Source organism: Paracoccus chinensis (genome assembly GCF_900102885.1).
GTDB lineage: Bacteria > Pseudomonadota > Alphaproteobacteria > Rhodobacterales > Rhodobacteraceae > Paracoccus > Paracoccus chinensis.
On record NZ_FNGE01000004.1, the window covers coordinates 175,406 to 201,544 of the forward strand.

The window sequence follows — 26,139 nt, forward strand, 5'->3', positions numbered from 1 at the left end:
ATGACGATGATCTTCGGAATCCCGATCCAGGCCTTCATGGGCCAGATCCTCATCGGGCTGATCAACGGGTCCTTCTACGCGCTGCTGTCGCTGGGACTGGCCGTGATCTTCGGCCTTCTGCGCGTCATCAACTTCGCCCATGGCGCGCAATACATGCTGGGCGCCTTCGTGGCCCTGCTGGCGCTGAACTGGCTGGGTCTGAACTACTGGTTCGCGCTGATCCTGGCGCCGCTGGTGGTGGGCGCCTTCGGCGCGCTGCTGGAACGCACGATGCTGTCGCGGCTCTATCAGCTTGACCACCTTTACGGCCTGCTCTTCACCTTCGGCCTGGCGCTGACGCTGGAAGGCACGATGCGCTGGTATTTCGGCGCCTCGGGCCAGCCCTACGCGGCCCCGGCCGCGCTGACGGGGGCGGTCAACCTGGGCTTCATGGTGCTGCCGATCTATCGCGGCTGGGTGATCCTCGCCTCGCTGATCGTCTGCCTTGCCGTCTGGGCGCTGATCGAGAAGACGCGTCTGGGCGCCACCCTGCGCGCGGCGACCGAGAACCCGACCCTGGTGCAGAGCTTCGGGATCAACGTGCCGATGCTGCTGACGCTGACCTATGCGCTGGGGGCGGGGCTTGCCGCCATCGCCGGCGTGCTGGCCGCGCCGATCTACCAGGTCTCGCCGCTGATGGGCTCGAACATCATCATCGTGGTCTTTGCGGTGGTCGTGGTCGGCGGCATGGGCTCGATCATGGGCGCCATCGTCACCGGCTACCTGCTGGGCATCGCCGAGGGGCTGACCAAGGTCTTCTATCCCGAAGCCTCCAACATCGTGATCTTCGTCATCATGGCGATCGTGCTGATCCTGCGCCCCGCGGGCCTGTTCGGAAAGGAGGCCTGAGATGGCCAGGACATCCGAAATCTCGACCTCCGAGCCCGGCTCGGTTCCGACCATGGGCCGGGGCGTGCAGCTTCTGCTGCTGGCCCTGGGCGCGCTGGTGCTGATCGGGGCGCCCTTCGTGGTCTATCCCGTCTTCGCGATGACCATGCTGTGCTTCGCGCTCTTCGCGGCGGCCTTCAACCTGCTGCTGGGCTACACGGGCCTTCTGTCCTTCGGCCACGCGGCCTTCTTCGGGGGCGCGGCCTATTTCACGGCCCATGCCGCCAAGGTCTGGGGCTGGAACCCCGAGTTCGCGCTGGCGCTGGGCGTTCTCGGGGCGACTGCACTGGGCGTGGTGATCGGTGCCATTGCGATCCGGCGGCAGGGCATCTACTTCGCCATGATCACGCTGGCCTTGGCGCAGATGTTCTTTTTCTTCTGCCTGCAGGTGCCCTTCACCCATGGCGAGGACGGCATCCAGGCCGTGCCGCGCGGCCATCTGTTCGGGTTCATCGACCTGAACGACACGATGACCATGTATTTCTTCGTGCTGGCGGTCTTCGTGCTGGGGCTGGTGCTGATCTGGCGCTTCGTGAACTCGCCCTTCGGCATGATCCTGAAGGCGATCCGCGAAAACGAGCCGCGCGCGATCTCGCTGGGCTATGCGACGGCGCAGTACAAGCTGGGCGCCTTCGTGATGTCGGCGGCGCTGGCGGGCATGGCCGGCGGGCTGAAGGCGCTGGTGATGCAGTTCGCCACGCTGACGGACGTGGACTGGCACATGTCGGGGCAGGTGGTGCTGATGACGCTGATCGGCGGCATCGGGACGCTGCTGGGCCCGGTCCTGGGCGCGGGCATCGTGATCGCGCTGCAGAACCTGCTGGCGACCTCGGCCTTCCCGGTGACGATCATCACGGGGCTGGTGTTCATGGTCTGCGTCATGCTGTTCCGCCGCGGGCTGATCGGCGAGTTGGCCCATTCCCGCCTGGGCCGCGCCCTGGGCCTGCGCCCGCCGGGCTGAGGCCCCGCCGACCACAGGAACCAAGGCCGCCGCGATCCCCTTCGCGGCGGCCGTTTCATTTTCGGGCACGGGCAGGGACCGTTTGCCGGGGCAGAGTCGTTGACTGACACGGGAACGCGCCCGAGGGCGCAGGACTTCACCGGACCTCCGGCCGTCGGCCGGGCGGCATGGCATCAGGCAACAGACAGCAGGATCGGATGGCTCTCGTGAACGACACTGGCGAACAGCGGGGAAACCCCAGCTTGCTCAAGAAGGACATCGACCAGGGGCTGACCGGGGACAAGGTCAGCTACCCTGACCCCGCGGCCTCGCCTCTGGGCACGGATGACGAGGCCGCGGGCACGCCCAACACGCCCCAGCAGGTGGCCATGGCCCGCAGCCTCGAACGCGGCCAGGGTGCGCAGGCAGGCCAGCGGGCGCCCGACTTCGGCAACGACAAGCGCGGGCCGGGCCGGGCCTCGATCGTGATCATCGCGGGGATCGTGGCCGTGGGCCTGCTGCTGCTGGTGGCGCTGTGACGACCCGCGCGCCGGGACAGGCTCCCGGCGCGCCATGGCCTTACATCGCCTCGAGCCGCACGGGCACGCCCTTGTAGGCCGGGGTCTTGGACATCCGGTCGTGCAGGCCCACGGGGATGACCGGGTTCACCTCGGGGTAATAGGCTGCGACGCAATGGTCGGGCAGGTCGTAGGCCGTCACCGTCAGACCTGCCACGCCGCGCGGATGGCCGTCCTCCTCGGCGCAGACCAGACGCACCTTCTGCCCCTCGGCCAGTCCGGCCCGCGCGATCTCGGCCGGGCTCATCAGCACGATCATGCGGTCGCCCGACAGCCCCCGCAGCCGGTCGGAAAAACCGTAGATCGTGGTGTTGAACTGGTCGTTCGAGCGCAGCGTGACCAGCGTGTATTCCCCCTGCCCCAGCGGCCGGTTCAGCCCCGAGTTGGAATCGGGCACTGAAAACTCGGCCTTGCCGCTCTCCGTCTGCCAGCGGCGTTCCCGCGCGGCATTGCCCTTGTAGAAGCCGCCCGGCTCATGCATCCGCCGTTCGTAGTCCGCGAACTTGTCGGGCCACAGCGCCTCGATGCAGGCGCGGACGCGGGAATAGTCGGCCACCCAGTCGTCCCAAGGGACGTCGGGGTTCGGTTCCAGCGTGGCCTTGGCGATGCCTGCCACGATCGCGGGCTCGGACAGCAGCGTCCGCGCGGCGGGCTCGTTCCGGCCCAGCGAGGCATAGATGTGGGACAGCGAATCCTCGATGGACACGACCTGAGGGCCGGACACCTGCTCGTCCTCCTCGGACCGCACGAGGCAGGGCAGAAGCCAGGTCTCCCGCCCCGGCAGCAGGTGCGAGCGGTTGAGCTTGGTGGCCACGTTGACGATCAGGTCCAGATCCGTCCAGTGCTCCTTGACCCGGCCCGAATCCGGGATCGAGATGGCGAAGTTGCCGCCCATCTGCAGGAAGCCCCTGACCGAGCCGTCGATGACGCCCTCGGCCGCCTCGACGGTGGTGTGGCCGGTCTCGCGCGGTGGGGTGAAGCCGAACATCCGCCCCATCTCGTCCAGGGGCACCAGCTCGGGCTTTTCCGAGATGCCGACCGTGCGCTGCCCCTGCACGTTGGAATGCCCCCGCACCGGGGAAATCCCCGCCCCCAGCCGTCCGAGGTTCCCGCGCAGCAGCATCAGGTTGACCAGCATCCCCAGCGTCTCGCCGCCCCGGACATGCTGGGTCAGGCCCATGCCATACATGGCGATCGCGCGCTTGGACCGCGCATAGGCCGTGCCGACCTCGCGCAGGTGGTCGCGCGACAGGCCCGACAGCGCCTCGATCTCGTCCCAGCCCGTCGCCTCGGCATGGGCCTTGAGCGCCTCGTAGCCTGTGGTGTGCTCGGCAATGAAGCCGTGGTCGAGGATGCCGCCCTCGGCCGTTTCCAGTTCAAGCACCCGCTTGATCAGCCCGAGGATGGCGGCCATGTCGCCGCCCGGCCGCACCTGCAGGTAAAGGTCCGAGATCTCGGTCGAGCCGCCCAGCATCTGGGTGATCTGCTGGGGATTGCGGAAGCGCAGCAGGCCTGCCTCGCGGACGGGGTTGAAGGTGATGATGGTGCAGCCGCGCTGCTTGGCCTGCTGCAGCGTGTGCAGGAAGCGCGGGCTGTTCGAGCCGGTGTTCTGGCCGAAGAACAGCATCAGGTCGCAATGGTCGAAGTCCTCCAGCACGCAGGTGCCGACAGGCGAGCCGATGAACTTCTTCAGCGCCACGCTGGTCGTCTCGTGGCACATGTTCGAGGAATCGGGCAGGTTGTTGTGCCCGTACATGCGCGCGAAAAGCTGCCACATGAAGGATGTCTCGAGGCTCGCGCGCCCCGAGGTGTAGAAGACGACCGACTTCGGGTCCATCCGGCGCAGGGTGGCGCCGATGGCCGCGAAGGCCTCGTCCCAGGTGGTTTCCACATAGCGGCGGGTGCCGGGGTCGAAGCGCATCGGGTGGGTCAGGCGGCCGAGCGACTCCAGCTCGTGGTCGGACAGTTCGCGCAGTTCCTCGACCGTGCGGCTGGCGAAGACCTCGGGGTCGCAGGTGCGCCGGTCCAGGTCCCAGATCGTGGCCTTGGCGCCGTTCTCGCAGAACTCGGCCAGGTGGGGCTTGGCGGGCTTGGCCCAGGCGCAGGAGGTGCACATGTGGCCATTGGGCTTGTTCTGGCGGCGCAGCGTGTCCAGCACGGCGGCGGTCGGCGGCTGGCCCACCATGACCTTGCTGATGCCTTCCATCGAGCCCCAGCCGCCGGCAGGTCCCCCATAGTAAGGCGTGTCAGGATCCTGCTGCGTTTCGGGATCGATTCGCTTCTGGCTCATGGCTACACCCCCTGTGGCTCCGCAGGCGCGGGCTGCACCTGCGGGAAGGGAAGGCCCCGGTCTTGCCCGGGGTTCCCCCAAGGGGCGAATTATCAGGACCGGGCCGCAACCTGCCGCAGGCGGCCTTGCGGTGCGGTCATGACGCCGCCCCGCGACACTTGGGCCAGCCGCTCGGCGGTTTCAGGCGGCAGGTAGAGGTAGTCCCAGTCGAATTGGGCCTGCCGGAACAGCCGCGGCAGGTCCATGACCTCGACCCGGCCATCCAGGAACAGGCAGATCCGTTCCTGCCGCAACTCGCCCAGCATCCGGTTGGCATGGACCGGAGTCATGCCGCAGGCCTCGGCCAGGTCCGTCTGGCTGATGGGCAGAGGGCAGCCGTTCAGCCCGCAAAGCCCGCGCGCATATTGCCGGACCAGCGTTTCGGCAAAAAGACTGGCGATCCGCGGGCGCCCCGTCAGCCGCCCGTTGCGGAAGGTCCAGTACCGCTCGACCGCCGCGTCCAGCAGCGTGACCTGCCACAGCTTGTCGTAAAGGTCGGGCGCATCCTGCCGCAGCGCCGAGATGGCCTCATGGGGCAGCGCGCTGACCGTGGCGGGGGCGAGGGCCTCGATCTCGTGGTCGCTGTGGCCCAGCCGGCAGGTCGGCAGGTCGACGAAGTCGCCGGGGATCAGCAGGCCCAGAAGCTGCCGCCGCCCCTGGTGGTCGGCACGATAGCGGCCGGCGAAACCTTCCAGCAGATACGAGCAGGCGGTCACGGGCACCCCGGCCTGCGCCAGCTTGTGCCGGGGCCGGACGGTCGCCGCAGGCCCCTGAAGGGAGGTGACCAGTTCCGCCTCGGAATGCGAGAACAGCTGCGGATAGGCGTGATGAAGGTCGATTCCCGGCAATCCCTTCTCCCCTGCCCGGCGGCGTGTCCGGGTAGCTGCATGTCTCAGGAAAGGGGTGAAGAAACAGGAAGCTGCCGTCAACCTTGCCTGACGCTTCCCTGCAACGGCAGGGAAGGGAATTGGTTCATCCCGGGCAGCCCGCCTGCCGCAGCGTCAGATGCAGGCGAAAGGCCGGCCAGTGCGGCCGGCCTTTCCCTGTCGGCTGCCCGCCTCAGTTAGCGGCAGGCACGGCGTCCGCGGCGTTGCGCATCAGGAAGTCGGTGACAAGGGCCGCTTCCTCCTCGTCGAGGCCTGCGCGCGGGAACATCGACGGGGTGATGCCGCGCCATTGCAGCTGGGTGAAGCCCTTTGGATCGCGAGGCCCGTGGCAGACGGTGCAGCGCTGGTAGAAGATGCGCTCGCCCGGCTCCATGTTCTCGTAAAGCGCCTCGACCAGGCCCGCGACGCGGTCCAGCCCCAGCTCGCCCTCGTCCACGGCGGCGAACTGGTAGTCGGTCAGGATCGCGGGCGGCTGATAGGCTTGGTTGGGACGTTCCGCATCCTCGCACTTGGCGACGGAGGCCACGCAGGTGTTGGCGATGGTCGCCTGCGTCAGCCCCGAGGCGGGGCGTTCCGAGGTGATCCAGTTGATCTGCCCCGAGTTGCAGCGCCCCTTGCTGTCGAGGTCCGGCCAGACGCCTTCGTAAAGCGACATGACGCCCGGCATGATGTCGTCCGACAGCACCGCCCCCGCGATGATCGCGCCGCGATCGTTGCGGATTTCCACGAGGTCCCCGTCCGCGATGCCACGCGCCTCGGCGTCCTGGCGGTTGATCCGCACCGGCTCGCGCCCGTCGATCTTGTAAAGTTCGCGCAGCCGGGCCGAGTTGTCCATCTGGCTGTGCAGCCGGTACCAGGGATGGGGGCTCACGACATGCAGCTGGCCTTCCCCGGCATTGCCCAGGTATTCCAGCGGCTCCTGCCAGACGGGCATGCCGGGGTTGTCGGCCACCTTCATGTCGGCGATCGAGCTGCAGAACATCTCGATCTTGCCCGAGACCGTGTGCAGCGGGTTCTTTTCGGGGTCCTCGTAGAAGGCGCCGTGGCGGACCCACTTGCGCGCCTCGGGGGGCGCGGGCTGGAGCGCATAGCCCTTTTCCCAGAACTCCTCGAAGGGCGTGGTCTTGGACGCGCCCGAGCGTTCATAGGCCGCGCGGATGTGGTCCATGAAGTCCAGGCTGTCGGTGAACTGCGCCCAGAGGCCCATCTTGTCGGCCAGCGCCTCGAAGATCTCGTAGTCGCTCTTCGACTCGCCGAGCGGCTCGATCACCTTCTTCATGGCGTAGATCTTGTCGTTGGAATAGGTGCCGCCGACCGAGATGTCGTCGCGCTCCATCGTGCCCGAGGCGGGCAGGACGATGTCGGCCCAGCGCACGGCGGCCGTCCACCAGATGTCCTGGCTGACGATCGTGTGCAGCTTGCCGAAGGCCTTAAGCAGCCGGTTCAGGTCCTGCTGGTGCGAGACGAAGTTGTTGCCTGCGTTGTAGATCATCTTCACGTCGGGATAGGTGCGGGTCTGCCCGTTGTAGAAGAACTCCTTGCCCGGGTTTTCCAGCATCTCGACGATGCGGCTGGCGGGGCAGAGCTTGTCCACGAGGTTCTTGCCCGAGGACAGGCCCGTGGGGGTGGGCTGGCCCGACTGGGGCATGCCGCCGTTGCCATAATGCCAGCTGAAGCCCACGCCCTCGCCCGGCTTGCCGATCTTGCCGACCAGCGCGGCGAAGTTGATGATCGCGTGGTGGGTCAGCTCGCCGTGGTGGGCGCGCTGCAGCGACCAGGCGCCTGCGAACTGGGTGCGCGAACCGGCGAACAGTTCGGCCAGTTCGCGGATCCGGTCGGCCGGGATGCCGGTGATGGCGGCGGCCCAGTCGGGCGTCTTGGGGGTGCCGTCGTCCCGGCCCTGGACATAGGCGATCCAGCGGTCGGCCCCGACCGTGTATTTCGCCATGTAGTCCTTGTCTTCCAGCCCCTTTTCCAGAACGTGGTGGGCCATCCCGAGGAACAGCGCGATGTCGGTGTTGGGGACGATCTGCACCCAGTCCGCGTTCAGGTAGTAGTCCGAGGCGGTGCGCTGCGGGTTGATCGAGATGAAGCGGCAGCCCGCGTCGCGGATCTCGGCCCAGGGGCCGTACATGCCGTGGTCGGCGACCGTGAACTCGATCCGGTTGTTCTTGATCGGGTCGCAGCCGACCAGCACGAAGACCTGCGTGTTGTCGCGCACGACCTCCCAGGCGGTCTGGGGCGAATAAACCTCCATGTCGCCGATGATGTGCGGCAGCGCGACCTGGCTCGCCCCGGCCGAGAAGTCGCCCTGGGTGATGGTGCAGCCGCCGATCAGGTTGAAGAAGCGCTGCTGCATGACGTTCGGGCGGAAGGACCCGGCATTGGCCCAGCCCCCGTAGGACGAGCTGAAGATCGCCTCGTTGCCGTTTTCCTCGATGGTCTTGAGGATCGCGTTGCCGGCCAGCGCCAGCGCGGTGTCCCAGTCCACGCGGACGAATTCCTCGCGCCCGCGCAGTTCCGGCTTGGTGTCGCCGGTCTGCCAGCCGTCCAGGTAGGACTTGCGGACCATGGGATAAAGGATGCGGCTTTCGTCATAAACGCGATCCACCGTGCCCAGCATCAGCATGTCGGTGGGCTGGTGGTCGAGCTCGGTCACCGGAGAGATCGAGGTGAGGCGCCCGTCGCGCACGACCGCCTCGAAGGGCCCGAAATGCGTGGCGTGGAACACCCGCTGTCCGTGCGAGTTGGGGTCGATCGCAGCAAGGGCCGAACTGTTCATCAGCCGGGCGGCGCCCAAGGCCCCCACCGCCACGACACCTGCCTGCATGAAGCTGCGGCGCGAGATCTGACATGCGGTCATGGGCGATTCCTTCCATTCCATCTTTCGGCATGATATGGGCCCGCGGGGCGGCCCCGGTCCATGATCTGGATCAAGGCAGCGGGGCGGGGAAGGTTGCCTTCTGGTTGTGGAATCAGGTCCGGCTTGCGCGAAATCCTGCCTGTTTTCCTGTCCCGGTGAACAAGGGAGCAGGGGCGCGCGTTGCCCGGAAAACAACCTCTGGGAAGGAGAAGGAAGCGATGGTCACCATGTCTCGTCTCTTGGGTCCGGCGGCGGTGGCGGCCCTGCTGGCCACGCCCGTCCTTGCGCAGCAGAGCGCTCCGGCGCCCGCCGGTGGCTCACCCGACGCGCCCGCCGCAACCGCGCCGGTGGCTGATAATCCTGCGCCCGATCAGCCCGATGCCGTGGCCGTTCCGACCGCGCCCGCAGCGGGCGGCGGCGAGCCTGCCGACCCTCACCTGATGCTGCCCGCCCTGACCGGTGGCCCCGATGGCTCGCCCACCGCCCTGCGCGGCAACCCCCTGCCCGGCACCTCGACCTCGATCCCCACGGCCAACCCGGCCGGCGTGCCGCCCCTGCCCGAGCGCCAGGGCCAGGCCGCGGAACGCGAGGACACGGGGATCGAGGGGCAATGCGACCCCGTGACCAGCATCGGCTGCCCCGCCCTGCGCACGGACGGCGCCACGCAGACCGTCAGCCCCGATCCCGCTGCCCCCGGCGGCTCTGCCGCGACCAGCGGCGCCACGAACTGAGCGTCCTTCCGGCCTGCGAGGACAACCGCGTCCTTGCAGGCCTGCGCCTCAGGTCGCCGGCCGGGACGGGGGACCTGCCTGTCCCTTCGGGTCGGTGCAATGCGGACATTCAGCCAGGGGCACGCTGCGCAGCAGCAGCATCAGGTCGGCCTGCCGCGAGGTCATGGTCTTCTGGAAGATGTTGCGAAGATGGAAGTTCACGGTCGTCAGGCTGATCGCCAGCTGGTCCGCGATGTCCTTCAGCCGCAGCCCCCTAGCCAGAAGCTCGGCCACCGCGGCCTCGCCCGCCGTCAGCCCGGCCGCCTGCGCGATAAGGCGGACGCCCAGCCGCCGCGCCGCGTCGAAGCCGAGGATCAGCGCCATCATCATGGGATCGCCCGGCCGGACCGGCAGCGAGCCCAGGTCGGACAGGACGACCAGCCTCCAGCTGTCCTGCGGAAGATCCTGGCTGATCACGGCGGCCGAATGGTGGCAGCCGCCCTGGCGCAGGCTGTCATAGGCCGCGTTGATGGACTGCATGTAGTCGGCCTCGCCGATGGCATGGCGCAGCCAGTTGCGGGTCGGCGGGGAAAGCTCCTGGGACAGTCGCCGCGCGGCGCGGTTCGAAAAGCAGATGCGTCCGCGCATGTCCAGCAGCACCAGCCCGAAATCCAGTCGGTTCACCGCCCGCACCAGCCCCGCCACGGCATCGTCCTGATGGGGATGCCCGTGGACCGAGGCGATCCGCGCCGCCAGCCGCAGTTGCGCGTCCACGGCCGCCACCAGCAGGTCATAATCCACCGGCTTGACCAGGTAGTCGTCGGCTCCTGCCCGCTTGCCGGCCAGGATGTCCGACCGGTCCGCGAAGCCCGTCAGCAGGATGAAGGGCACGTCGTTCAGGTCCGGCCGCGTCTGGCGCACCCGGCGCAGAAAGGTCATCCCGTCGATCCCGGGCAGGGTGATGTCCGACAGGATCACGTCAGCGCGGACACTGTCCAGCCGGGCCAGCGCGGCCTCGGCGCTGGTTTCGGCCAGAACGTCATAGCCCGCCTCGGTCAGCACCGCCGAAAGATCCTCGAGCAGGTCCGGCTCGTCCTCGCAGACGAGGATGAGGGCGCGCTCTTCCTCGCCTTTGGCCGGGCTGGGGTGCTTAGGGGCGGCCACGGCGCACCTCTGCCGGGCCGGGCCGCACGGGCGCGTCGGGGCTGACATACCGGGCTCCCGTTCCTGCCTCGGCCAGCGGAAGCACCAGGTCGAAGCGCGCACCGTGCTGTCCGTCGCTGGCCACGCGGATCGTTCCGCCCTGGATCTCGGCCAGCCTGCGGGCCAGCCACAGGCCGACGCCACTGCCGGGATGGCCCACCGCGCGTTCGCCCCGCCAGAAGCGCTGGAAGATCGCCTCCTGGTCGGCCGGAGGAATCCCCGCGCCCTGGTCGATGACCGAGATGACGGCCATCCCCTGCGCCTCGGCGGCCCGCAGCTCGACCGGGCTGCCGCTGGGCGAGTATTTCAGCGCATTCTCGACCAGGTTGGCCAGCGCGTGAAAGGCAAGGCTGGGATCGCAGAGGAGGCGCAGCCCTGCCGCGTCCGTCGGCAGGACCAACCGCTGGCGCCCTTCCCCCATCCCTTCATGCGCCAGGATCATGGCGACCAGATGCTGCAGCGGGACCGGACGGGGATGGATCGAGGGCGCACCGCCCTCGACCGCGCCCGCCAGCATGGCCTGGTCCATGAAATGCAGCACCTGGCTGATCTGCCGCCGGATCCGCAGCAGGGCCGCGCTGTCCTGGGGACGTTCGGCCAGATCGGCGCGCGACAGCATCCGTTGCGCGGCGCTGTCGATCACCGTCAGGGGCGACCGCATCTGGTGCGCGATCACGGCGGCGATGTTGCGCAGGTAGGCCGCGGAATCGCAGGCGCGCTGCAGATCCCGCTGAAGCTTGCGGTCGTCCTGGACGCGGCGCAGCGTCCACAGCAGGCACAGGACGAGCCACGCCAGTCCCACGAGCCCCGCCAGCACCGCCGCCGCCCCCAGCACAAGGATGCGGTAAAGCTGACCTGCCCTTTCGACCTGCTGCGCCTCGTGGGCGCTTTGCACGCGCGCCCCGGCCCGGCTCAGCGCCCGTTCCAGTTGCGTCAGCCGGGCGGCAAGGCCCGCCAGATCGCCCCGGCTGTAGACGACGCGCGCCGGGTCGCGGTCGCGCAGTTGAGTGATGGCGGCGGCGATCTCGTCGTCCAAGGCGGCGGCGGCAGCGGAACGGTCCCGCAGCACGGGCTCCAGCTGGTCCAGCCGGCGCAGCAGCAGGTGGTAACGGCGGATGAATTCCTGCCGGGCGGCGGGGTTCTCGGCATGGTCTTCCGCGACCTCGTTCAGCCGCAGGGCCTCGACCGCCGCCTGGACGTAAAGCCGGGGCATGTCGGCCACCGGGTCCCGCAGGGGGCGCGCCTCCATCCGCCACAGCTGCACCGAGGCGAAGACCGTCACCGACAGCGCCGCCGCGATCAGCAGAAAGGGCAGCATCAGGCCGGGGGAAAAGAACAGCGCGTGCAAGGGCAGATGCCCCCGGACCTCGGCCTCGTCTTCGGGCGCCGCAGCCGATGCCCGGTCAACCACCTCGCTCGTCATCGGCAGTTCCCTCCCCGTTGAGATCGGGACGGGCCGGGCAACATCACGCGCCCGAGCCCTCGATCGACAAAGTCCCGGAGCGGCCGGTCAGGCGGCCGCCTCGGCGCAGGTTTCGACCAAGGCCGAGGCGACGGCGTCCAGCTCGTCCTCGGTCCAGGTGGGATCGACCAGCAGGCACAGGCTCGTCTCGCCCAGGGCCCGCGCCATGGGCAGCGGCTCGGGCGGATGCAGGCCGGGCGGGGCGAAGATCGCCTCGCGGTAGATTTCCGAGCAGCTTCCAGTCAGCACCGGCCGGCCGCGCGCGGCCATGGTGGCCAGGATGCGGTCGCGGTCCCAGCCGGGGGCCAGTCGTTCAGGGCGGACGAAGGCATAGAAGCGGTACCAGGCATGAGTCATGCCCTCGGGCGGCATGGGGATGCGCAGCAGGTCCGTGCCGTCCAGCGCCGCCGCCAGCCGCAGGGCGTTGCGTTCCCGCGCCGCCCGCCATTCGGGCAGCCGCCGCAACTGGACGCGGCCCAGCGCGGCCGAGGGCGCCGTCATGCGCAGGTTGGTGCCCGGCCCCGCCGCGTGCAGCCAGCGGAAACCGGGAGCCGGGTCCTTCTGGAACACCAGGGCGCGGTCCTTGCCATGGTCCTTGAAGCTCCAGATCTCGTCGAACAGGGCGTCGTCGTCGGTGACGATCATGCCGCCCTCGCCGCCCGTGGTCATGATCTTGTCCTGGCAGAAGGAATAGGAGCCCAGCGTGCCGAAGCCGCCCACGGGCCGCCCGCCGATGGCCGCGCCATGGGCTTGGGCGCAGTCCTCGATGACCCACAGCCCGTGCCGCGCGGCCAGGGCCATGATGCCTTCCATGTCGCAGGGCCAGCCGGCCAGATGGACGGGGATGATGCCGCGCGTGCGGGGGGTGATCAGGGGCGCGATGGTTTCGGGCGTGATGTTCTGGCTGTCCGCGTCCACGTCGGCGAAGACCGGCACGCCCCCCGCCAGCAGCACGCAGCTGGCCGAGGCGACGAAGCTGCGGGGCGTCACGATCACCTCGTCGCCCGGCTGCAGGTCCAGCGCGCGCAGGGCCGCGTCCAAGGTCACCGTGCCGTTCGCCATGGCGATGGCATGGGCGGTGCCGACGTGATCCGCGAACTCGCGCTCGAAGGCCGCGACGTCGGGGCCAGTCCAGGCATTGACCTTGCCCGAGCGCAGCACCGCCGCCACGGCCTCGACCTGTTCCTCGTCGTATTCGGGCCAGAAGCGGGTTCGATGCATGGCTTACTCCACCAGACGGATTGCGACAAAGGCTTCGGCCGCGGCGCGGTGCACGGTCGCGCCGCGCAGGGTCGCCAGCGCCCTGAGCGCGGCGACCGAGCGTTCATGGGGCGGTTCGCGCTGCTGGCTGGCGAACAGGGCGAAGGCATCGAGCTTGCGGTCGAGCGTGGCCGAGATGTCCACGAAAAGATTGGGCAGGAAGGCCGGGGTCAGGTAGGGCGCGTTCCAGTTGGTTTCCGACAGCGTCTCATAGGCCAGGACCCGGCGGGGGTAGTGGTGCTGGTGCGGCCGGGCCGCAACCAGCGCCGACAGGAAGCAGAGCTGGTGGTCCAGGTGGATGTCGCCCGGATGAGGGGCGAAGACCGTCACCGGATCGACCGCGCGCACCAGCCCGCCGATTGCGGCATTCAGGTCGGCATGGGCCATCTCGCCCAGTTCCGCCGCCGGGCAGTCAAGGAAATGCGTCTGCGCCACGCCCAGCGCCCGGTGCGCCGCCTCGGCCTCGGCCCGCACGCCCTGGGCCTGCTCGGGCGAAAAGCGGGGTGCGCGGCCTGTGGTGACGATGGCCACATGGACCTCGGCGCCCGTCTCGGCCAGCCGGGCCATGGTGCCGCCCACGCCCAGCACCTCGTCGTCGGGATGCGGGGCGAGGACCAGAACCGGGCCCTTGTCGTCAAGCAATCCCATCGCGTGGTCCCCCCAGCATCTCGTGCCGCCGCGGCGCCGGGCCGCTCCATTCCAGAAGATCGAGGCAGCGGCCGTCGCCGCACATCACCGTCAGGGCGCGTCCGTCCAGGTCCTGCACCTGACCGGGCAGGCCGATGAAATAGCCCTCGCGCGGGTGCAGCCGGGCGGCGGTGACCGTGATCGGGCCACCCGACCCCGCGGTCAGCGCGCCGGGATAGGGCGGGCCCACGGCGCGGACCAGCCGCTCGATCTCGGCCGCGGGACGCTGCCAGTCGATGATCCCGTCCTGCGCACGGCGGCGGGCGCAGATCGTGGCCTGGGCGTGGTCCTGCGGGATGGCAGGACGCTCGCCCCGCGCCAGCGCGTCCATCAGCGGCGGCAGCAGCGCCAGCATGGCGGCGACGCTGCGGTCGTAAAGCTCGCGCGCGGTCATGCGGTCGGGGTCGATGTCGAACATTGTTTGGGCGGCGATGGGACCGCTGTCGGTGCCCTCGTCGATCCAGAACAGCGTGGCGCCGCCCTGCCGCTGGCCCGACAGGATGTGCCAGGGGATCACTGCCCGTCCCCGCATCCGGGGCAGGGCGGCGGGATGAAAGCCCAGGACGCCCAGCCGGGGAATCGCACGGAACTCGGGCCCGACCAGCTGCGACCAGCCGATGACCAGGATGACGTCGGGCGAAAGCGCGCGGATCGCGTCCTGCGTCTCGGGGGCCGAGGTCCGGGCCGTGCGGTGGACCGGCACCCCGTAGCGCGCGGCGAGCGGGCTGAGGTCGGCGAAGTCCGAATGAGCCCCGGCCCTTTCCAGGGGCAGCGTCACCACCAGCGCGGGCGCATGGCCCGATTCGCACAGGGCCGCCAGCGCCAGCGCCGAGCCCTCGACCGCGCCCACGAAGACCGAGATCACGACATGGCCCCCGCCATCTCCATTTCAGGTGGCACGGCGGTCTGCTGGTCGCGCAGCCAGGCCTGGGCGCGGCGCAGCCGCTCCTCGTGCCGGTGCTCGCCGCGCAGGGCGACGCCCAGGGTGTCGCAAAGGATACGCAGGTCCAGCCCCGGGCTGCGGTGGGCGACATACCACAGGTCCAGCGCCAGCTTCTCGTCGTCGTTCAGCCGGGTGTTGCCGCTGACCTGCGCCCAGCCGGTCAGTCCGGGCCGCACCGAGTTGCGAATCACCCCAAGCGCCCCGAAGCCGCGCAGGGTCGATTCGAGCAGCGGGCGCGGCCCCACCAGCGCCATGTCCCCCGCGATGATTCGGTCCAGCTGCGGCAGCTCGTCCAGCCGCAGGCGCCGGACGATGCCGCTGACAGGGGTCTGCCGCTGCGCATCGGGCAGAAGCTGGCCGTCGGCACCCCGCGCCTCGGACATGGTGCGGAACTTGGGAACAAGGATTGCGCGCCCGCCCTGCCCCACGCGCGCCTGGCGGAACATCAGCGGCCGGCCCAGATGCGCCAGCAGCAGCCCGGCCGTCAGCAGCCGGAACGGCAAGGTCAGTATCAGCAGTGCCCAAGCTACAAGCAGTTCTTGCCATCTCGCCATTGCGAAACGCCACCATCCAATTCAATTGCCAAGATTCCCTAAAGAGGGAAGTTCAACTCAGGATTTAATTCCCGACAGATTGGCTTCCTTTGACCCTCGAGGGATTGAACATCCATGCAAATCATCATGGATCAGAGATATGCATAATTTCAAGAATTGTATTTGGCGAAACACCGCAACAGCGTAATGTGCAGGCACGACTCTGTTTCTAGGCCTCACGGAGAACTGCCGATGTCCGAAGCCCGGGTCATGCATGTCATCACGGGAACGGCGCTTGGCGGGGCCGAGATGATGCTGCTGCGCTATCTGCGCGCGCTGGGGGATGCCCGGGCAGGGCACGTGGTCGTGTCGATGATGCCTCCGGGGGCACTGGCGGCCGAGATCGCGGCGCTGGGGGTTCCGGTGCGGACCCTGAACGTCGCAGGCGCGGCGGGACTGCCCGCGGGCGTGATGCGGCTGGCGCGGCTGATCCGCGAGCATGACCCCCAGGTGCTGCACTGCTGGATGTATCACGGCTGCCTTGTCGGCACGCTGGCGCTGCTGGCGGCACGGCGCGGGGACATCGGGCTTCTGTGGGGAATGCATCATTCGCTGGCCGATCCGCGCCGGGAAAAGCGCATGACCCGGGTGGTCTTCGCAGCCCTCAGGCGGCTGGCGGGCCGGGCGGACGTGATCACCTACTGCTCCAGGGTGGCGCGAGACCAGCACCGGGCGCAGGGGCTGTCGGGCGCGCGCGACCGGCTGATTCCCAATGCCATCGACTGCGACGAGTTCGGGCCCGATCCGGAGGCGCGGGCACGGCTGGCCGCACTGGCCGGCATCCCGCCGGGGCGGCTGATCGTGGGCAGCGTCGGCCGCAACCACCCGATGAAGGACCATGCCGCCTTTGCGCGCTGCATTGCCGCGCTGGTCCGCAGGGGGCTCGATGTCCACGGCGTCGTCATCGGCGAAGGCCAGCCCGGTGGTCCCGCCGCGCGGCAGGCGGCGGCCGAGGGCATTGCCGACCGGCTGGCCGCCATCGGCCCGCGCCAGGACATCCCGGCGCTGGTGCCGGGGTTCGACCTTTATGTCCTGTCCTCGGCCTGGGGCGAATCAATGCCGCTGGCGGTGGCCGAGGCGGTGGCCTCGGGCGTGCCGGCGGTGGTGACGGACGTGGGCGACAGCCGCTGGCTGGTGGGCGAGGCGGGTGCCGTCTGCCCCCCGCGCGACAGCGCGGCGATGGCCGAGGCCGCGGCGCGGATCCTGTCGCTGTCCCCGTCCGAACGGGCCGAGCTGGGCCGTCGCGGGCGTGATCGCATGATCGCCCTGATGTCGATGCCGCACTACGTCGAACTGCATGAAACCGCCTACCGCGATGCCCTGGTCCGTCGCGCCGCACCCAGCCAGCAAGGGGCCGTCGCATGAATGCACCGATGCGCGAGGGCCCGGTCCCGAGCCAGTTCGCCCCACCGGGCGGCGGTTTCCGGGCCGAGGACATCCTCAACCTTCTGCGCCGCAACATCTGGATGATCGTGGCGATCTGCGCGACGACGCTGGGGGTGACGGCAAGCTACCTGTCGGTCCAGCCCGACATCTACCGCGCCCAGGCCGCGATGGAGCTGACCAACGCCGAGGTCCGGCTGAGCCAGATCGACGCCCAGTTCGAAAGCTACGAGCTGAACAGCGCCCGGATCGCCACGGTGATGGACGTCCTGCGGTCGCGCAACTTCGCCCAGACCGTCGCCACCAACCTGGACCTGTTCGACAACCAGACCTTCCTGCCCCGCCCCAAGGACCAGCCTGCGCCAGACAAGGAGACCTGGAAGCGGATGGTGGTGGACCACCTCCTGGCCTCCTACAGCGTGCACCGGGCGGGCGAGAGCTTCGTCATCACCGTCCAGACCGAGGCGCAGGACCCCCAGACGGCGGCCCGGCTGGCCAACGGCATCGTGCGGAACTTCGTGGAAACCTCGGTGCGCGACCAGTCCAAGGTCATCGACAACTCGGTCGCCTACCTGCGCGGACAGGTCAACGCCCTGGGTGAGGAACTGTCCCAGAAGGAGGTTGAGCTGGCCGAGCTAATCCGCACCAGCGCGCTGGACGACGCGGACCTGCCGGTGCAGCTGCGCCGCGAACTGAACCACCTTTCCTCGGTCCTGGCGAACCTGGAAGCCGACGGGCAGGGCCAGGGCGCCGAGGCCGGGCAGATCCGCGAGCAGATCGCCGCGCTCGGGTCCCAGCTGGACGAACGGACCCGCAACGACTTGGCCAAGAACCGGCTGGAACGCTACCTCGACCTGCTGTCGACCCGCTACCAGACCGCCATCGAGCGGCTGAACGAGATCGAGCCGCGCAAGGACATCCTGCAGGCCGACGCGCGCCAGATCTCCAAGGCCGAGGTCCCGGTGGCCCCCGCGGCGCCGAACCGGGGCACGACGCTGGCGGTGGTGCTGGCGGCCTCGCTGGTGCTGGGCTTCCTGCTGGCACTGCTGCGCGGCGCGCTGAAGCGGACGGTCGAGGACGGGGCGCAGGCGACCCAGATCAGCGGCAGGCCCAACCTGGCGACGATCCCCCATGTCCGCCGCCGGGGGGTGCTGGCGCGCCGCCACGATCCGGTCGGCTTCCTGCGGCGGTTCCCGCGCTCGGGCTTCTCGGAATCGCTGCGCTCGTTCTTCACGATCTGGTCCAGCCAGCGGCGCGACTCGGACGCGCCCAAGCTGGTCATGGTCACCTCGGCCGCGCAGGACGAGGGCAAGTCCACCATCGCCTCGGCCTTCGCGGCCTCGGCCGCGCTGGACGGGCTGCGCGTGCTGCTGCTGGACTTCGACAGCCGGCACGCGGGCGCCTCGGACATCCTGCATGTCCAGGCCGAGGGCCTGCCCGTGGCCGCGCTGGCCGACGGCTCGGCCTCCTGGCGCGAGGCGGTCCGCCCCGTCCCAGACTTCGAGCGGCTGGACGTCCTGAGCTTTCCGGCGGGCACAAGCTGGACCAGCCGCCTCATCTCGGCCTTCGCGGCCCGCGTCGTGCCCGACATGCGCGAAGACTATGACCTTGTCGTGCTGGACACGCCGCCCGCGCTGTCCAGCGCCGATGCCGTGCGCTTCGGCACCATCGCCGACGAGGCGCTGGTGGTCGTCCGCGCAGGCCAGACGACCGAAGGCGCGCTGCAGGCCACCATCCAGAAGCTCGAACGCGCGGGCATCGTCGTGGGCGGCACCGTGGTCAACGACATCGAGCCGCGCCGCTATCGTCAGCACAACCACGGCGCAGGCTATGAATACGCGTAGCTGGCGCAGGCATCGGCTGCGTCCCCTGGCCCTTGCCTGCGCAGCGGCGCTTGCTCTGCTGCCCGGCACCGTCACGGCCAGGCCCGCCTTCCCGGGCGCCGTCGGCCATGGCGCCGAGGCCGGCGGCTGGCGCGGCGGGCGGCTGATCGCCGTCACCTCGCTGGCGGACAGCGGCGCGGGCTCCTTGCGCGCCTGCGCCGAGGCCACCGGCCCCCGCGTCTGCATCTTCCGCGTGGCGGGCACGATCATGCTGAGCCGGCCGATCATGGTCCGCTCGAACGTCTACGTCGCGGGCCAGACCGCACCGGGGGGCGGCATCCAGCTGCGGCTGGGCCGGTCGGACCACGGGCCGCTGGTCGTCAAGGACGCGACGGACGTGGTGATCCGCTTCCTCAAGCTGCGCCCCGGCACCGGGGGCAGGACCAGCGCCAACATCGACGCGCTGACGGTGGAAAACGCCCGCCGTGTCTATGCGGGCAACCTCTCCATGGCCTTTGCCAGCGACGAGACCTTCAACATCCATGTCTCGGGCGCCACCGCCAGCGACATCACCCTGGCCGACAGCATCCTGGCCTACAGCCTCGACCGGGCGAACCATCCCGAGGGGGCGCATTCCAAGGGCGCGCTGATCTGTTCGGACGAGGGGCGCAACCCCCGCTGCGGCCGCATCAGCCTGATCCGCAACCTGTTCGCCCATCACCGCGACCGCAACCCGGACGTCAAGGCGACGGCGATCGGGCCGGTCGAGATCATCAACAACATCTTCTACGACCCCATCAGCCAGTTCGGCGAATTCTACGATCTGCTGGGCGAGACGCGGATCGCCTATGTCGGCAACCTCGCGCTGACGGGCCGGTCCACCACGCCCCGTGCGGGCACGGCGGTCGAGGTGATCGCCCGGATCGGCGGCAACCCGATCTCGGTCTGGGAGGAAGGCAACCTCGCCTTCCGCCAGAAGGACTGCGGCCCCCGTCGCGCGATCCCGATCCTGGACGGACCGGCGCTGGTGCATCGCGCGCCCCTGCCCCCGCCCATGACGATGAGACCCGTGGCGGCAAACACGCTTGAACGCACCCTGCCCGCACGGGTGGGCGACGTGCTGCCCGGCGGGGGGCACCGCGACGCGCTGGACCGCCGCATCCTGAACGATCTCGCGCGCTGCGAAGGGCAGGTCATCGACCAGCCCGACCAGGCCGGCGGCTGGCCCGCCATCGCCTCGGCCGCGCCGCCGCCCGACCGCGACGGCGACCTGCTGCCCGACGCCTTCGAGCAGAGCCACCCCGGTCTGCGTCCTGCCCGGCCCGACGACCCCTGGGCCGATCCCGACGGCGACGGGATCCCGGCGGTCGAGGCCTGGCTTGCCGAACTTGCGGGCGACCGATGAGCGCGCGGGCGGCTTCCCCTTCCACGGCCGGAATGCGCCGCAGGCTGCTGCACAACCTGGCCTGGGTCGGCTCGTCCCAGGCGGTGATCGCGGTCCTGGGGCTGGTGTCGCTGGCGCTGACGGCGCGTGCCCTCGGCCCTGCGGGTCTTGGCGTGCTGGCCGTGGTCGAGGCCTATTCCCGCAGCATCGCCCGCCTGCTGCACCCAGAGCCTTGGCAGGTGGTGATCAAGCATGGCGCCGAGGCGCTGGAAGCCGGCGACCACGAGCGCTTCGAGCGGCTGGTCTGGCTGTCGCTGGTGACGGATCTGGCGCTGGGGCTGGTGGCGGCGGTGGCGGGGGTGGCCCTTGCGGGCCTTGCCGCGCATTGGATGGGCGCGGTGGGTGGCGGGGCGGCGCTGCTGGCCCTGGGGGCGACCGCCGCGCTGCTGGCCGCGCGGCCGACCGCCACGGGCGTGCTGCGGCTTTACGACCGCTTCGACCTGCTGGCACGGATCGACATGGGCATTGCCCTTCTCAGGGTGGCGCTGGTGGCCGTGGTCTGGGCGGCAGGAGGTGAACTTTTCGCCTTTGTGCTGGTGTTCGTCGCCTGGACCGTCGCGGACGGGCTGCTGCCGATCCTGTTCACCCTGCCCCAGATGCGCCAGCGCGGGCACCGCCTGCGCCCGGCCTCGCCCCGCCGGATCGCGGCCGAGAACCCGGGCCTGCTGCGCCTTTTCGTCAACAGCAACGCGAACGTCACCCTGCGCCAGTTGCGCCAGCGCTTCGACATCGTGCTGCTGGCGGGCGTCCTGCCCGCCGCGGCCTTGGGGCACTACCAGCTTGCCCGCCGGATCGGAGAAGCGGCCTTGCGGCTGGGCCGGCCGCTTGGGCAGGTGACATTCCCTGAATTCGCACGGCTGGTGGCGCGGGGCGACCGGGCGCGGCTGCGGCGCCTGCTGGTCTGGTCCTCGCTGGGGCTCAGCGCGGCGCTGCTGGTGATTTTGGTACCCGTCGCGATGCAGATGGACCGGCTGCTGCCGCTGGCCTTCGGCCCCGGCTTCGCGGGCGCCTCCGCCTGCGTCAACATCATGGCGGCGGCGATGGCGCTGTACATGGCGGGCCTGACCAGCGGGCCCGCGCTGATGGTGCTGGGGCGCGATCAGGCAATGACGGTGCTGACCGGGGCCACGACCGCCTTCTTCTTTGCCGCGCTGATCCCGGCCGCCCGGATCTGGGGGGCCGAGGGCGCGGCGGCCATGCAGCTTGTCGGCAATGCGCTGTGGCTGGTGGCCTGCCTGGCGCTGGCCCTGTCGGCCTCCCGCCCGCAGCCCATCCAGGGGCAGGCCGCCACATGACCGCAAGGGGCGCCCGCATGACCTCCCTGATGCCCGCCCCGCACATGGGCGCGCTGGCCTCGGCACATTCCCCCGGCTTTCACCTGGCGATGCTGGCGGTGTTCCTGTCGCCGATGAACCACTTCCGGCTTGATGCCGTCTATATCACCGCCTCGGACGTCGCGGTGGTCGTGGCGCTGGTGGTGATGCTGTGGCAGGGCGCCCTGCCCCGGCGTCCCTTCGGCGGCGCCACGGGCCTGTGGATCGCAGGGTTCCTGATGCTGGGGACCGGGCTGATGCTGGGCTCGATCGCCCATGCGGCGGGGGTGGAGCTGGGCAAGGTGATGGCCCAGTATGCCTTCTCGCTGCTGCTGGTGCCTCTGGTCGTCGCCGGGCGCAGCCTGGACGAGACGGTGGCGCTGGCGCGGGTGCTGGTGCTGTCCATCGTCGTGGTCATGCTGTTCGGCATGTGGATGATCCACTTCGTCCCCGACCCGCCCCTGCGCTTCGTGTCCTACAACAACCGCATGCGCTCGCTGGTCGAGCGGGAAAATGAATGCGCGGCCCTGGGGGCGGTGGCGGTCGTGTTCCTGCTGGGCCTCTGGCAGGCCGGCTTCGCCCGGCTGTGGGAGCTGCTGGTCGCGCTGCCGATCCTGGCCTACGGGATCATGCTGACCGGATCGAACACCGGGCTGATGTGCGCGGCCCTGGGCGTGGGCATGATCATGGTCTTTGCGCCCTCGGGCAGGCTGACGCTGTTCGTGCTGGTCGTGGCGGGGTCGATCCTCGCCTTGGGCTTCGCCTTTCCGGCGCTGGTGCCCGACGTCTTCCGCAGCCGCGTGCTGGAAGGGATCGCGGCGGCCGACCCGGCCCTGTCCGGCACCTTCGCCGACCGCATGCTGCTGATCCAGGAAGCCTTCCGCCTGGCCGACGACCGCCTGCTGATCGGCATGGGGGCCGAGCAGTTCCGCAACATCAGCGTCTTCGACGCGCCCGTCCACAACACCTATCTGCTGCTTCTCAACGAAGGCGGGCTGCTGTCGCTGTGCGGGCTGGTGGCGCTGATGCTGGCCGGGCTGCCCGCGCCGCTGTCGCACCTGCCTTTCCGCCGTTACCGCGGGATCGCGGCCACGACGCTGACGATCCTGCTGATCTTCGCCCTGATGCTGAACACCTTTCCCCATTTCTACGCGCGGTTCTGGAACGTCCCCCTGATCCTTGCCCTGTCGCTGTCCTGCGCCCTGCCGCAGGCCCGCGCACCGCGCCCGAGCCGGAGTGCAGTCCATGCGTGACCTCGTCCTTTCCGCCCTGCTGTTGGCCCTGGGCGCCGCCCCCGCCTTCGCCGAACCCTACCGCCTGCACGCGCAGGACCGGCTTCTGGTGCGGGTCGTGGCCTGGGACCCCGACACCAACGGCCTGGCCGAATGGGCGGGCGTGTCGGGCGAATACCTTCTGGCCTCGGACGGAACGCTGCAATTCCCACTGGCGGGCGTCCTGCCCGCCGAGGGGCAGACCATGACCGGCCTGCAGGAGCAGCTGGCCATGGCCCTGGGACGCAACGCCGGCCTGGACCGCCCGCCCCATGTCACGGTCGAGCTGGTCGAAAGCCTGCCCGTCTACGTCCTGGGCGCAGCCCAGAGCCAGGGCGCGGTCGCCTTCCGCCCCGGCCTGACCGCCCGGCAGGCGCTGGCGCTGGCGGGCGGGGTTTACCGCAACCTGTCCTCGGCCGACCCGATGCTGATGGCGCGCATCGCGGGCGACGCGCGGCTGGCGGCCGAGGAGCTGCGCCAGCACGGGGCCGAGCGCGCCGCCATCGAGGCCGAGCTGGCCGAACTGGAAAGCCCCGAGCCGCAGCAGGATACAGAGCTGCCGGCCGACGCCGACCTGCGCAGCCGGCTGCAGGCGGCCGACCGGGTGGCGCGCAATGCGCAGGCGGCCAGCCTTGACAGCCTGCAGCAGCTGCTGCGCGACAAGGCCGACAAGCTGCGCCAGCAGATTGTCCTGCGCGACCAGCAGCTGGCCGACAACCGCCGCGACCTGGAAGGCATCGCCGAGCTGAAGGAAAAGGGCCTGGCCGTGAACGCCCGGGTCACCGCCCTGACCACGGCGATCAACGACATGGAGGCCAAGCGCCTGGACCTCGAGGCGACCCTGCTGATGGCCGAGCAACAGCTGAACGAGGCCGAGCGCGACCGCGCCGCCATCATCGACGATGCCCGCAGCGCCAACCTGCAGAAGCTGGCCGAGCTGGAAGACGAGATGGCCGCCACCGCGATCCGCCTTGGCACGGCCGACCGGCTGCTGACCCAGGCCATGCTGGCAGGCGAGCTCGCGCCCGAGCCGGGCGCGGCCGAGCAGCCCGTTTTCGTCGTCACCCGCATCACGGACGGCACGCCCGAGCGGATCGAGGCCACGCCGGACATGGCGCTCGAACCCGGCGACGTGCTCGAGATCGCCCTGCCCGGTGCTGTCGATGCCTCTGCCCGGCCGGTCGCGGCGGCTCCGCCCCCTGCCGCCGTGGGACAGGTCGCGGCGGCCAGCCCTGCCCTGGCGGCGCGATGACGGCAGCGGTGCGCGTGCTGTTCCCCTTCGCGGGGGGCGATCTGGTGGGCGGCAGCCACCAGTCGGCGCTGCGGCTGGCCGCCGGGCTGGACCGCCGCCGCTTCGAGCCGGTCGTGCTGGTGCATGGCGAGGGCGGCAAGGTCGCGCGCTTCGCCACTCAGAACGGGCTGGACCCGATCCGCGTCGATCGGCCCGGGATCATCGCGCCGCGCTATAGCCGCAGGCCCGGGGACGCCTCGGCGCCGGGCTACCTACTGACAGGCGTGCCACGCCTTGCCCGCCTGCTGCGGCGCTGGAAGATCGACATCGTCCATACCAACGACGGGCGGATGCACCTGACCTGGGCCCTGCCCGCGCGACTGGCCGGCTGCCGGCTGATCTGGCACCACCGCGGCGACCCCGGGGCCGCGGGCGTGAACCGGGTGGCGCCGCTTCTGGCGCACCGGGTGGTGACGGTCTCGGACTTCTCGCGTCCCGCACGTCCGATCCGGCCGCTGGGGGACCGGCTGCGCGTGATCCGCAGCCCCTTCGACACGCCCGCCGACCAGCCCGACCGCGCCGCCTGTGCCCAGGCGCTGCGCGCCCGCATCGGCGCCGCGCCCGGCGCGGTGGTGCTGGGCTATTTCGGCGCGCTGAACGAGCGCAAGCGGCCCGACCATTTCATCCGCGCCATTGCCGCGATCCGCAGCGCCCTGCCGCGCCGGGACATCCACGGCGCGATCTTCGGCCGCCCCGAGCGCGACGGCGACCCGGTCGAGCAGGAACTGCGCGCCCTGGCCCTGTCGCTGGGGATCGCCGACCGCATCCACCTGATGGGCCATGTCTCGCCGGTCGAACCCGCGCTTGCGGGCGTCTTCGCCCTGCTGGTGACGGCGCGGGGCGAGCCCTTCGGCCGCACCCTGATCGAGGCGATGCACCTGGGCACCCCCGTGATCGCCACCCGCCACGGCGGCAACCCCGAGGCGATCGAGGACGGGCGGAACGGCTTCCTGGTCGATCCCGACGATCCTGCCGCCTTCACTGCCCCGCTCGCCCGCCTGCTGGACGAGCCGGGACTGACCGATCACATCACCGCCGCCGCCCGCACGGGTCTCGACCGCTACAGCACGGCCGAGCACCTGCGCCGCGTGCAGGCGCTTTACGACGAGGTTCTGGGACGGACATGACACGAGGACCCGATTTCATCATCGCAGGCGCCGCGAAATCCGCGACGACCTGGCTTCAGCAGTCGCTGCAGGCCTCGCCGGACATCTGGATGCCCGACCCCGAGCTGCATTTCTTTTCCCGCACCTACGAGGCGGGCTTTCCCTCCTACCTGCGTCATTTCGCGGATGCGCCGCCGGGCGCGCTGACGGGCGAGAAGTCCAACTCGTACCTGACAATGCCCGAGGCGGCGGGCCGCATCCACCGCCACCTGCCCGGCGTGCGGCTGGTCTTCCAGCTGCGCGACCCGGTGGCGCGGGCCTATTCCGACTATTGCATGCTGTTCCGGCGCGGCGAGGTGGACGGTGACGTGGCCCGCCACCTCGACCCCGACCGCGCGGCGCAGGGCCGCTTCTTGGCAGATGGCTGCTATGCCGACCACCTGGAACGCTTCATCGCGCTTTTCGGGGCGGAACCGATCCTGGTCCTGTTGTACGAGGATGTCCGCCGCGCCCCGGAACGCCAGCTGCGCCTGCTGGCGGCGCATGTGGGCCATTCGGGCGCCCTGGCTCCGCCGCTCACCGAGCGGGTCAAGGATGCCCGCGCCGCGGCCGTTCCGCGCCCGCTGCGGCGGCTGCTGGCGCCCCTGCGGCCGGTGCTGGACCCGATCCGCGGCACTGCACCGTTGCGCGCCCTGCGCGGCATGGTGGCCCGTCCCTATCGCTATCCCCCGCTGGACCCCGTCCTGCGCAGCGAGATCGCCGATTTCTACAAGCCGCAGATCGCCCGACTGGCCGTTCTGACAGGCATCGATCCCGCGGCATGGGGCAGCCGCGCCTGAGTTCCGCAGCCTTTCCGCAACTTGCCTGACGCCCTCGGAAGCGAGGGCGCACATCTTGCTGGCCTTCCCGTCCCGAATCGCGGCAACGGCCCAAATGGGCTAATGATTTGAGGACAAGAGAGTAATGTCCCCTTCATTACGACCCATGGTTGTTATTTAGCGCAATCAGAAGTCTGATTTGAATCCGCGCGCGGCGGCATTGCAAATGGCAGAGAATGTCTTTCCGTTAATAATCATTAACATGTCTTAACTCTTTACGGTCCCCCTTCATTCACATGGGGCGATGC

21 protein-coding genes are annotated in these 26,139 nt (G+C 69.9%); 12 read left to right on the top strand and 9 right to left on the bottom strand.

The window, feature by feature from the left end; all coding sequences use genetic code 11:
• The 3 genes from BLQ03_RS06250 to BLQ03_RS17885 all read left to right on the top strand — a co-directional run bounded on the left by BLQ03_RS06250 (position 1) and on the right by BLQ03_RS17885 (position 2,406).
• Positions 1-888 carry a branched-chain amino acid ABC transporter permease gene (locus BLQ03_RS06250; RefSeq protein WP_090753952.1) on the top strand — a complete coding sequence of 296 codons (888 nt, stop codon included), beginning with the start codon at positions 1-3 and terminating at the stop codon, positions 886-888.
• A 1-nt stretch (position 889) separates the two neighbouring features.
• Positions 890-1,888, top strand: coding sequence for a branched-chain amino acid ABC transporter permease (locus BLQ03_RS06255; RefSeq protein WP_090753953.1), 999 nt, complete (start codon positions 890-892; stop codon positions 1,886-1,888).
• A 197-nt stretch (positions 1,889-2,085) separates the two neighbouring features.
• Positions 2,086-2,406: a hypothetical protein gene (locus BLQ03_RS17885; RefSeq protein WP_217629664.1), complete on the top strand. Its 321-nt coding sequence runs from the start codon at positions 2,086-2,088 to the stop codon at positions 2,404-2,406.
• Positions 2,407-2,446: 40 nt separating this feature from the next.
• Here BLQ03_RS17885 and BLQ03_RS06265 read toward each other — a convergent pair whose 3' ends face one another.
• The 3 genes from BLQ03_RS06265 to BLQ03_RS06275 all read right to left on the bottom strand — a co-directional run bounded on the left by BLQ03_RS06265 (position 2,447) and on the right by BLQ03_RS06275 (position 8,524).
• Complete coding sequence (locus BLQ03_RS06265) at positions 2,447-4,735, bottom strand: FdhF/YdeP family oxidoreductase (RefSeq protein WP_090753954.1); 2,289 nt, start codon at positions 4,733-4,735, stop codon at positions 2,447-2,449.
• Between the two features lie 92 nt (positions 4,736-4,827).
• Positions 4,828-5,622, bottom strand: coding sequence for a Crp/Fnr family transcriptional regulator (locus BLQ03_RS06270; protein WP_139166643.1), 795 nt, complete (start codon positions 5,620-5,622; stop codon positions 4,828-4,830).
• 211 nt (positions 5,623-5,833) lie between these two features.
• Positions 5,834-8,524: a molybdopterin-dependent oxidoreductase gene (locus BLQ03_RS06275; RefSeq protein WP_090753959.1), complete on the bottom strand. Its 2,691-nt coding sequence runs from the start codon at positions 8,522-8,524 to the stop codon at positions 5,834-5,836.
• 218 nt (positions 8,525-8,742) lie between these two features.
• Between BLQ03_RS06275 and BLQ03_RS06280 the strand changes: the two genes are divergently transcribed.
• Positions 8,743-9,255, top strand: a complete 513-nt coding sequence (locus BLQ03_RS06280; protein ID WP_090753961.1) for a hypothetical protein — start codon at positions 8,743-8,745, stop codon at positions 9,253-9,255.
• A 48-nt stretch (positions 9,256-9,303) separates the two neighbouring features.
• Here BLQ03_RS06280 and BLQ03_RS06285 read toward each other — a convergent pair whose 3' ends face one another.
• The 6 genes from BLQ03_RS06285 to BLQ03_RS06310 form a co-directional block, all read right to left on the bottom strand.
• Complete coding sequence (locus tag BLQ03_RS06285; RefSeq protein ID WP_175558776.1) at positions 9,304-10,398, bottom strand: response regulator; 1,095 nt, start codon at positions 10,396-10,398, stop codon at positions 9,304-9,306.
• A complete protein-coding gene (locus BLQ03_RS06290) occupies positions 10,385-11,860 on the bottom strand; it encodes a sensor histidine kinase (RefSeq protein WP_090753965.1) in 1,476 nt (491 codons plus the stop codon). The genes BLQ03_RS06285 and BLQ03_RS06290 overlap by 14 nt, the downstream gene beginning before the upstream one ends.
• A gap of 87 nt (positions 11,861-11,947) precedes the next feature.
• Complete coding sequence (locus BLQ03_RS06295) at positions 11,948-13,120, bottom strand: DegT/DnrJ/EryC1/StrS family aminotransferase (protein ID WP_090753967.1); 1,173 nt, start codon at positions 13,118-13,120, stop codon at positions 11,948-11,950.
• A 3-nt stretch (positions 13,121-13,123) separates the two neighbouring features.
• A complete protein-coding gene (locus BLQ03_RS06300; protein ID WP_090753969.1) occupies positions 13,124-13,807 on the bottom strand; it encodes a PIG-L deacetylase family protein in 684 nt (227 codons plus the stop codon).
• Complete coding sequence (locus BLQ03_RS06305) at positions 13,794-14,711, bottom strand: methionyl-tRNA formyltransferase (protein ID WP_090753970.1); 918 nt, start codon at positions 14,709-14,711, stop codon at positions 13,794-13,796. Before BLQ03_RS06305 ends, BLQ03_RS06300 begins: the two co-directional genes overlap by 14 nt.
• Positions 14,708-15,343, bottom strand: coding sequence for a sugar transferase (locus tag BLQ03_RS06310; RefSeq protein WP_090753972.1), 636 nt, complete (start codon positions 15,341-15,343; stop codon positions 14,708-14,710). Before BLQ03_RS06310 ends, BLQ03_RS06305 begins: the two co-directional genes overlap by 4 nt.
• Positions 15,344-15,574: 231 nt before the next feature.
• On the opposite strand from BLQ03_RS06310, the gene BLQ03_RS06315 reads away from it, so the two are divergent.
• Genes BLQ03_RS06315 through BLQ03_RS06350 form a run of 8 tightly spaced genes read left to right on the top strand, consistent with a single transcriptional unit; the run spans position 15,575 to position 25,852 of the window.
• Positions 15,575-16,747 (top strand): glycosyltransferase, encoded by a 1,173-nt coding sequence (locus tag BLQ03_RS06315; protein WP_175558777.1) that lies wholly within the window; start codon positions 15,575-15,577, stop codon positions 16,745-16,747.
• Positions 16,744-18,609, top strand: a complete 1,866-nt coding sequence (locus BLQ03_RS06320; RefSeq protein ID WP_090753976.1) for a GumC family protein — start codon at positions 16,744-16,746, stop codon at positions 18,607-18,609. The genes BLQ03_RS06315 and BLQ03_RS06320 overlap by 4 nt, the downstream gene beginning before the upstream one ends.
• Complete coding sequence (locus tag BLQ03_RS06325; RefSeq protein WP_090753978.1) at positions 18,596-19,993, top strand: hypothetical protein; 1,398 nt, start codon at positions 18,596-18,598, stop codon at positions 19,991-19,993. The genes BLQ03_RS06320 and BLQ03_RS06325 overlap by 14 nt, the downstream gene beginning before the upstream one ends.
• A 32-nt stretch (positions 19,994-20,025) precedes the next feature.
• Positions 20,026-21,327 carry a lipopolysaccharide biosynthesis protein gene (locus BLQ03_RS06330; protein WP_090753979.1) on the top strand — a complete coding sequence of 434 codons (1,302 nt, stop codon included), beginning with the start codon at positions 20,026-20,028 and terminating at the stop codon, positions 21,325-21,327.
• 17 nt (positions 21,328-21,344) lie between these two features.
• The gene (locus tag BLQ03_RS06335) at positions 21,345-22,598 is read left to right on the top strand and encodes an O-antigen ligase family protein (protein WP_090753981.1); all 1,254 of its coding nucleotides are present in this window, start codon (positions 21,345-21,347) and stop codon (positions 22,596-22,598) included.
• Positions 22,591-23,868 carry a polysaccharide biosynthesis/export family protein gene (locus BLQ03_RS06340; RefSeq protein ID WP_090753983.1) on the top strand — a complete coding sequence of 426 codons (1,278 nt, stop codon included), beginning with the start codon at positions 22,591-22,593 and terminating at the stop codon, positions 23,866-23,868. The genes BLQ03_RS06335 and BLQ03_RS06340 overlap by 8 nt, the downstream gene beginning before the upstream one ends.
• Entirely contained in the window at positions 23,865-25,034 is a 1,170-nt protein-coding gene (locus BLQ03_RS06345) for a glycosyltransferase (RefSeq protein ID WP_090753985.1), read from the top strand. Before BLQ03_RS06340 ends, BLQ03_RS06345 begins: the two co-directional genes overlap by 4 nt.
• Complete coding sequence (locus BLQ03_RS06350; RefSeq protein ID WP_090753987.1) at positions 25,031-25,852, top strand: sulfotransferase family protein; 822 nt, start codon at positions 25,031-25,033, stop codon at positions 25,850-25,852. The genes BLQ03_RS06345 and BLQ03_RS06350 overlap by 4 nt, the downstream gene beginning before the upstream one ends.
• Positions 25,853-26,139 lie beyond the last annotated feature (287 nt).

Excerpts from the sequence above, each read along its gene's own strand:
- BLQ03_RS17885 (WP_217629664.1), top strand. The coding sequence starts at position 2,086 with ATGGCTCTCGTGAACGACACTGGCGAACAGCGGGGAAACCCCAGCTTG.
- BLQ03_RS06325 (WP_090753978.1), top strand. The coding sequence starts at position 18,596 with ATGAATACGCGTAGCTGGCGCAGGCATCGGCTGCGTCCCCTGGCCCTT.
- BLQ03_RS06300 (WP_090753969.1), bottom strand. The coding sequence starts at position 13,807 with ATGGGATTGCTTGACGACAAGGGCCCGGTTCTGGTCCTCGCCCCGCAT.
- BLQ03_RS06310 (WP_090753972.1), bottom strand. The coding sequence starts at position 15,343 with ATGGCGAGATGGCAAGAACTGCTTGTAGCTTGGGCACTGCTGATACTG.
- BLQ03_RS06275 (WP_090753959.1), bottom strand. The coding sequence starts at position 8,524 with ATGACCGCATGTCAGATCTCGCGCCGCAGCTTCATGCAGGCAGGTGTC.
- BLQ03_RS06265 (WP_090753954.1), bottom strand. The coding sequence starts at position 4,735 with ATGAGCCAGAAGCGAATCGATCCCGAAACGCAGCAGGATCCTGACACG.
- BLQ03_RS06255 (WP_090753953.1), top strand. The coding sequence starts at position 890 with ATGGCCAGGACATCCGAAATCTCGACCTCCGAGCCCGGCTCGGTTCCG.
- BLQ03_RS06315 (WP_175558777.1), top strand. The coding sequence starts at position 15,575 with ATGTCCGAAGCCCGGGTCATGCATGTCATCACGGGAACGGCGCTTGGC.
- BLQ03_RS06340 (WP_090753983.1), top strand. The coding sequence starts at position 22,591 with ATGCGTGACCTCGTCCTTTCCGCCCTGCTGTTGGCCCTGGGCGCCGCC.
- BLQ03_RS06280 (WP_090753961.1), top strand. The coding sequence starts at position 8,743 with ATGGTCACCATGTCTCGTCTCTTGGGTCCGGCGGCGGTGGCGGCCCTG.
- BLQ03_RS06295 (WP_090753967.1), bottom strand. The coding sequence starts at position 13,120 with ATGCATCGAACCCGCTTCTGGCCCGAATACGACGAGGAACAGGTCGAG.
- BLQ03_RS06320 (WP_090753976.1), top strand. The coding sequence starts at position 16,744 with ATGAATGCACCGATGCGCGAGGGCCCGGTCCCGAGCCAGTTCGCCCCA.
- BLQ03_RS06335 (WP_090753981.1), top strand. The coding sequence starts at position 21,345 with ATGACCTCCCTGATGCCCGCCCCGCACATGGGCGCGCTGGCCTCGGCA.
- BLQ03_RS06350 (WP_090753987.1), top strand. The coding sequence starts at position 25,031 with ATGACACGAGGACCCGATTTCATCATCGCAGGCGCCGCGAAATCCGCG.
- BLQ03_RS06345 (WP_090753985.1), top strand. The coding sequence starts at position 23,865 with ATGACGGCAGCGGTGCGCGTGCTGTTCCCCTTCGCGGGGGGCGATCTG.
- BLQ03_RS06290 (WP_090753965.1), bottom strand. The coding sequence starts at position 11,860 with ATGACGAGCGAGGTGGTTGACCGGGCATCGGCTGCGGCGCCCGAAGAC.
- BLQ03_RS06330 (WP_090753979.1), top strand. The coding sequence starts at position 20,026 with ATGCGCCGCAGGCTGCTGCACAACCTGGCCTGGGTCGGCTCGTCCCAG.
- BLQ03_RS06250 (WP_090753952.1), top strand. The coding sequence starts at position 1 with ATGACGATGATCTTCGGAATCCCGATCCAGGCCTTCATGGGCCAGATC.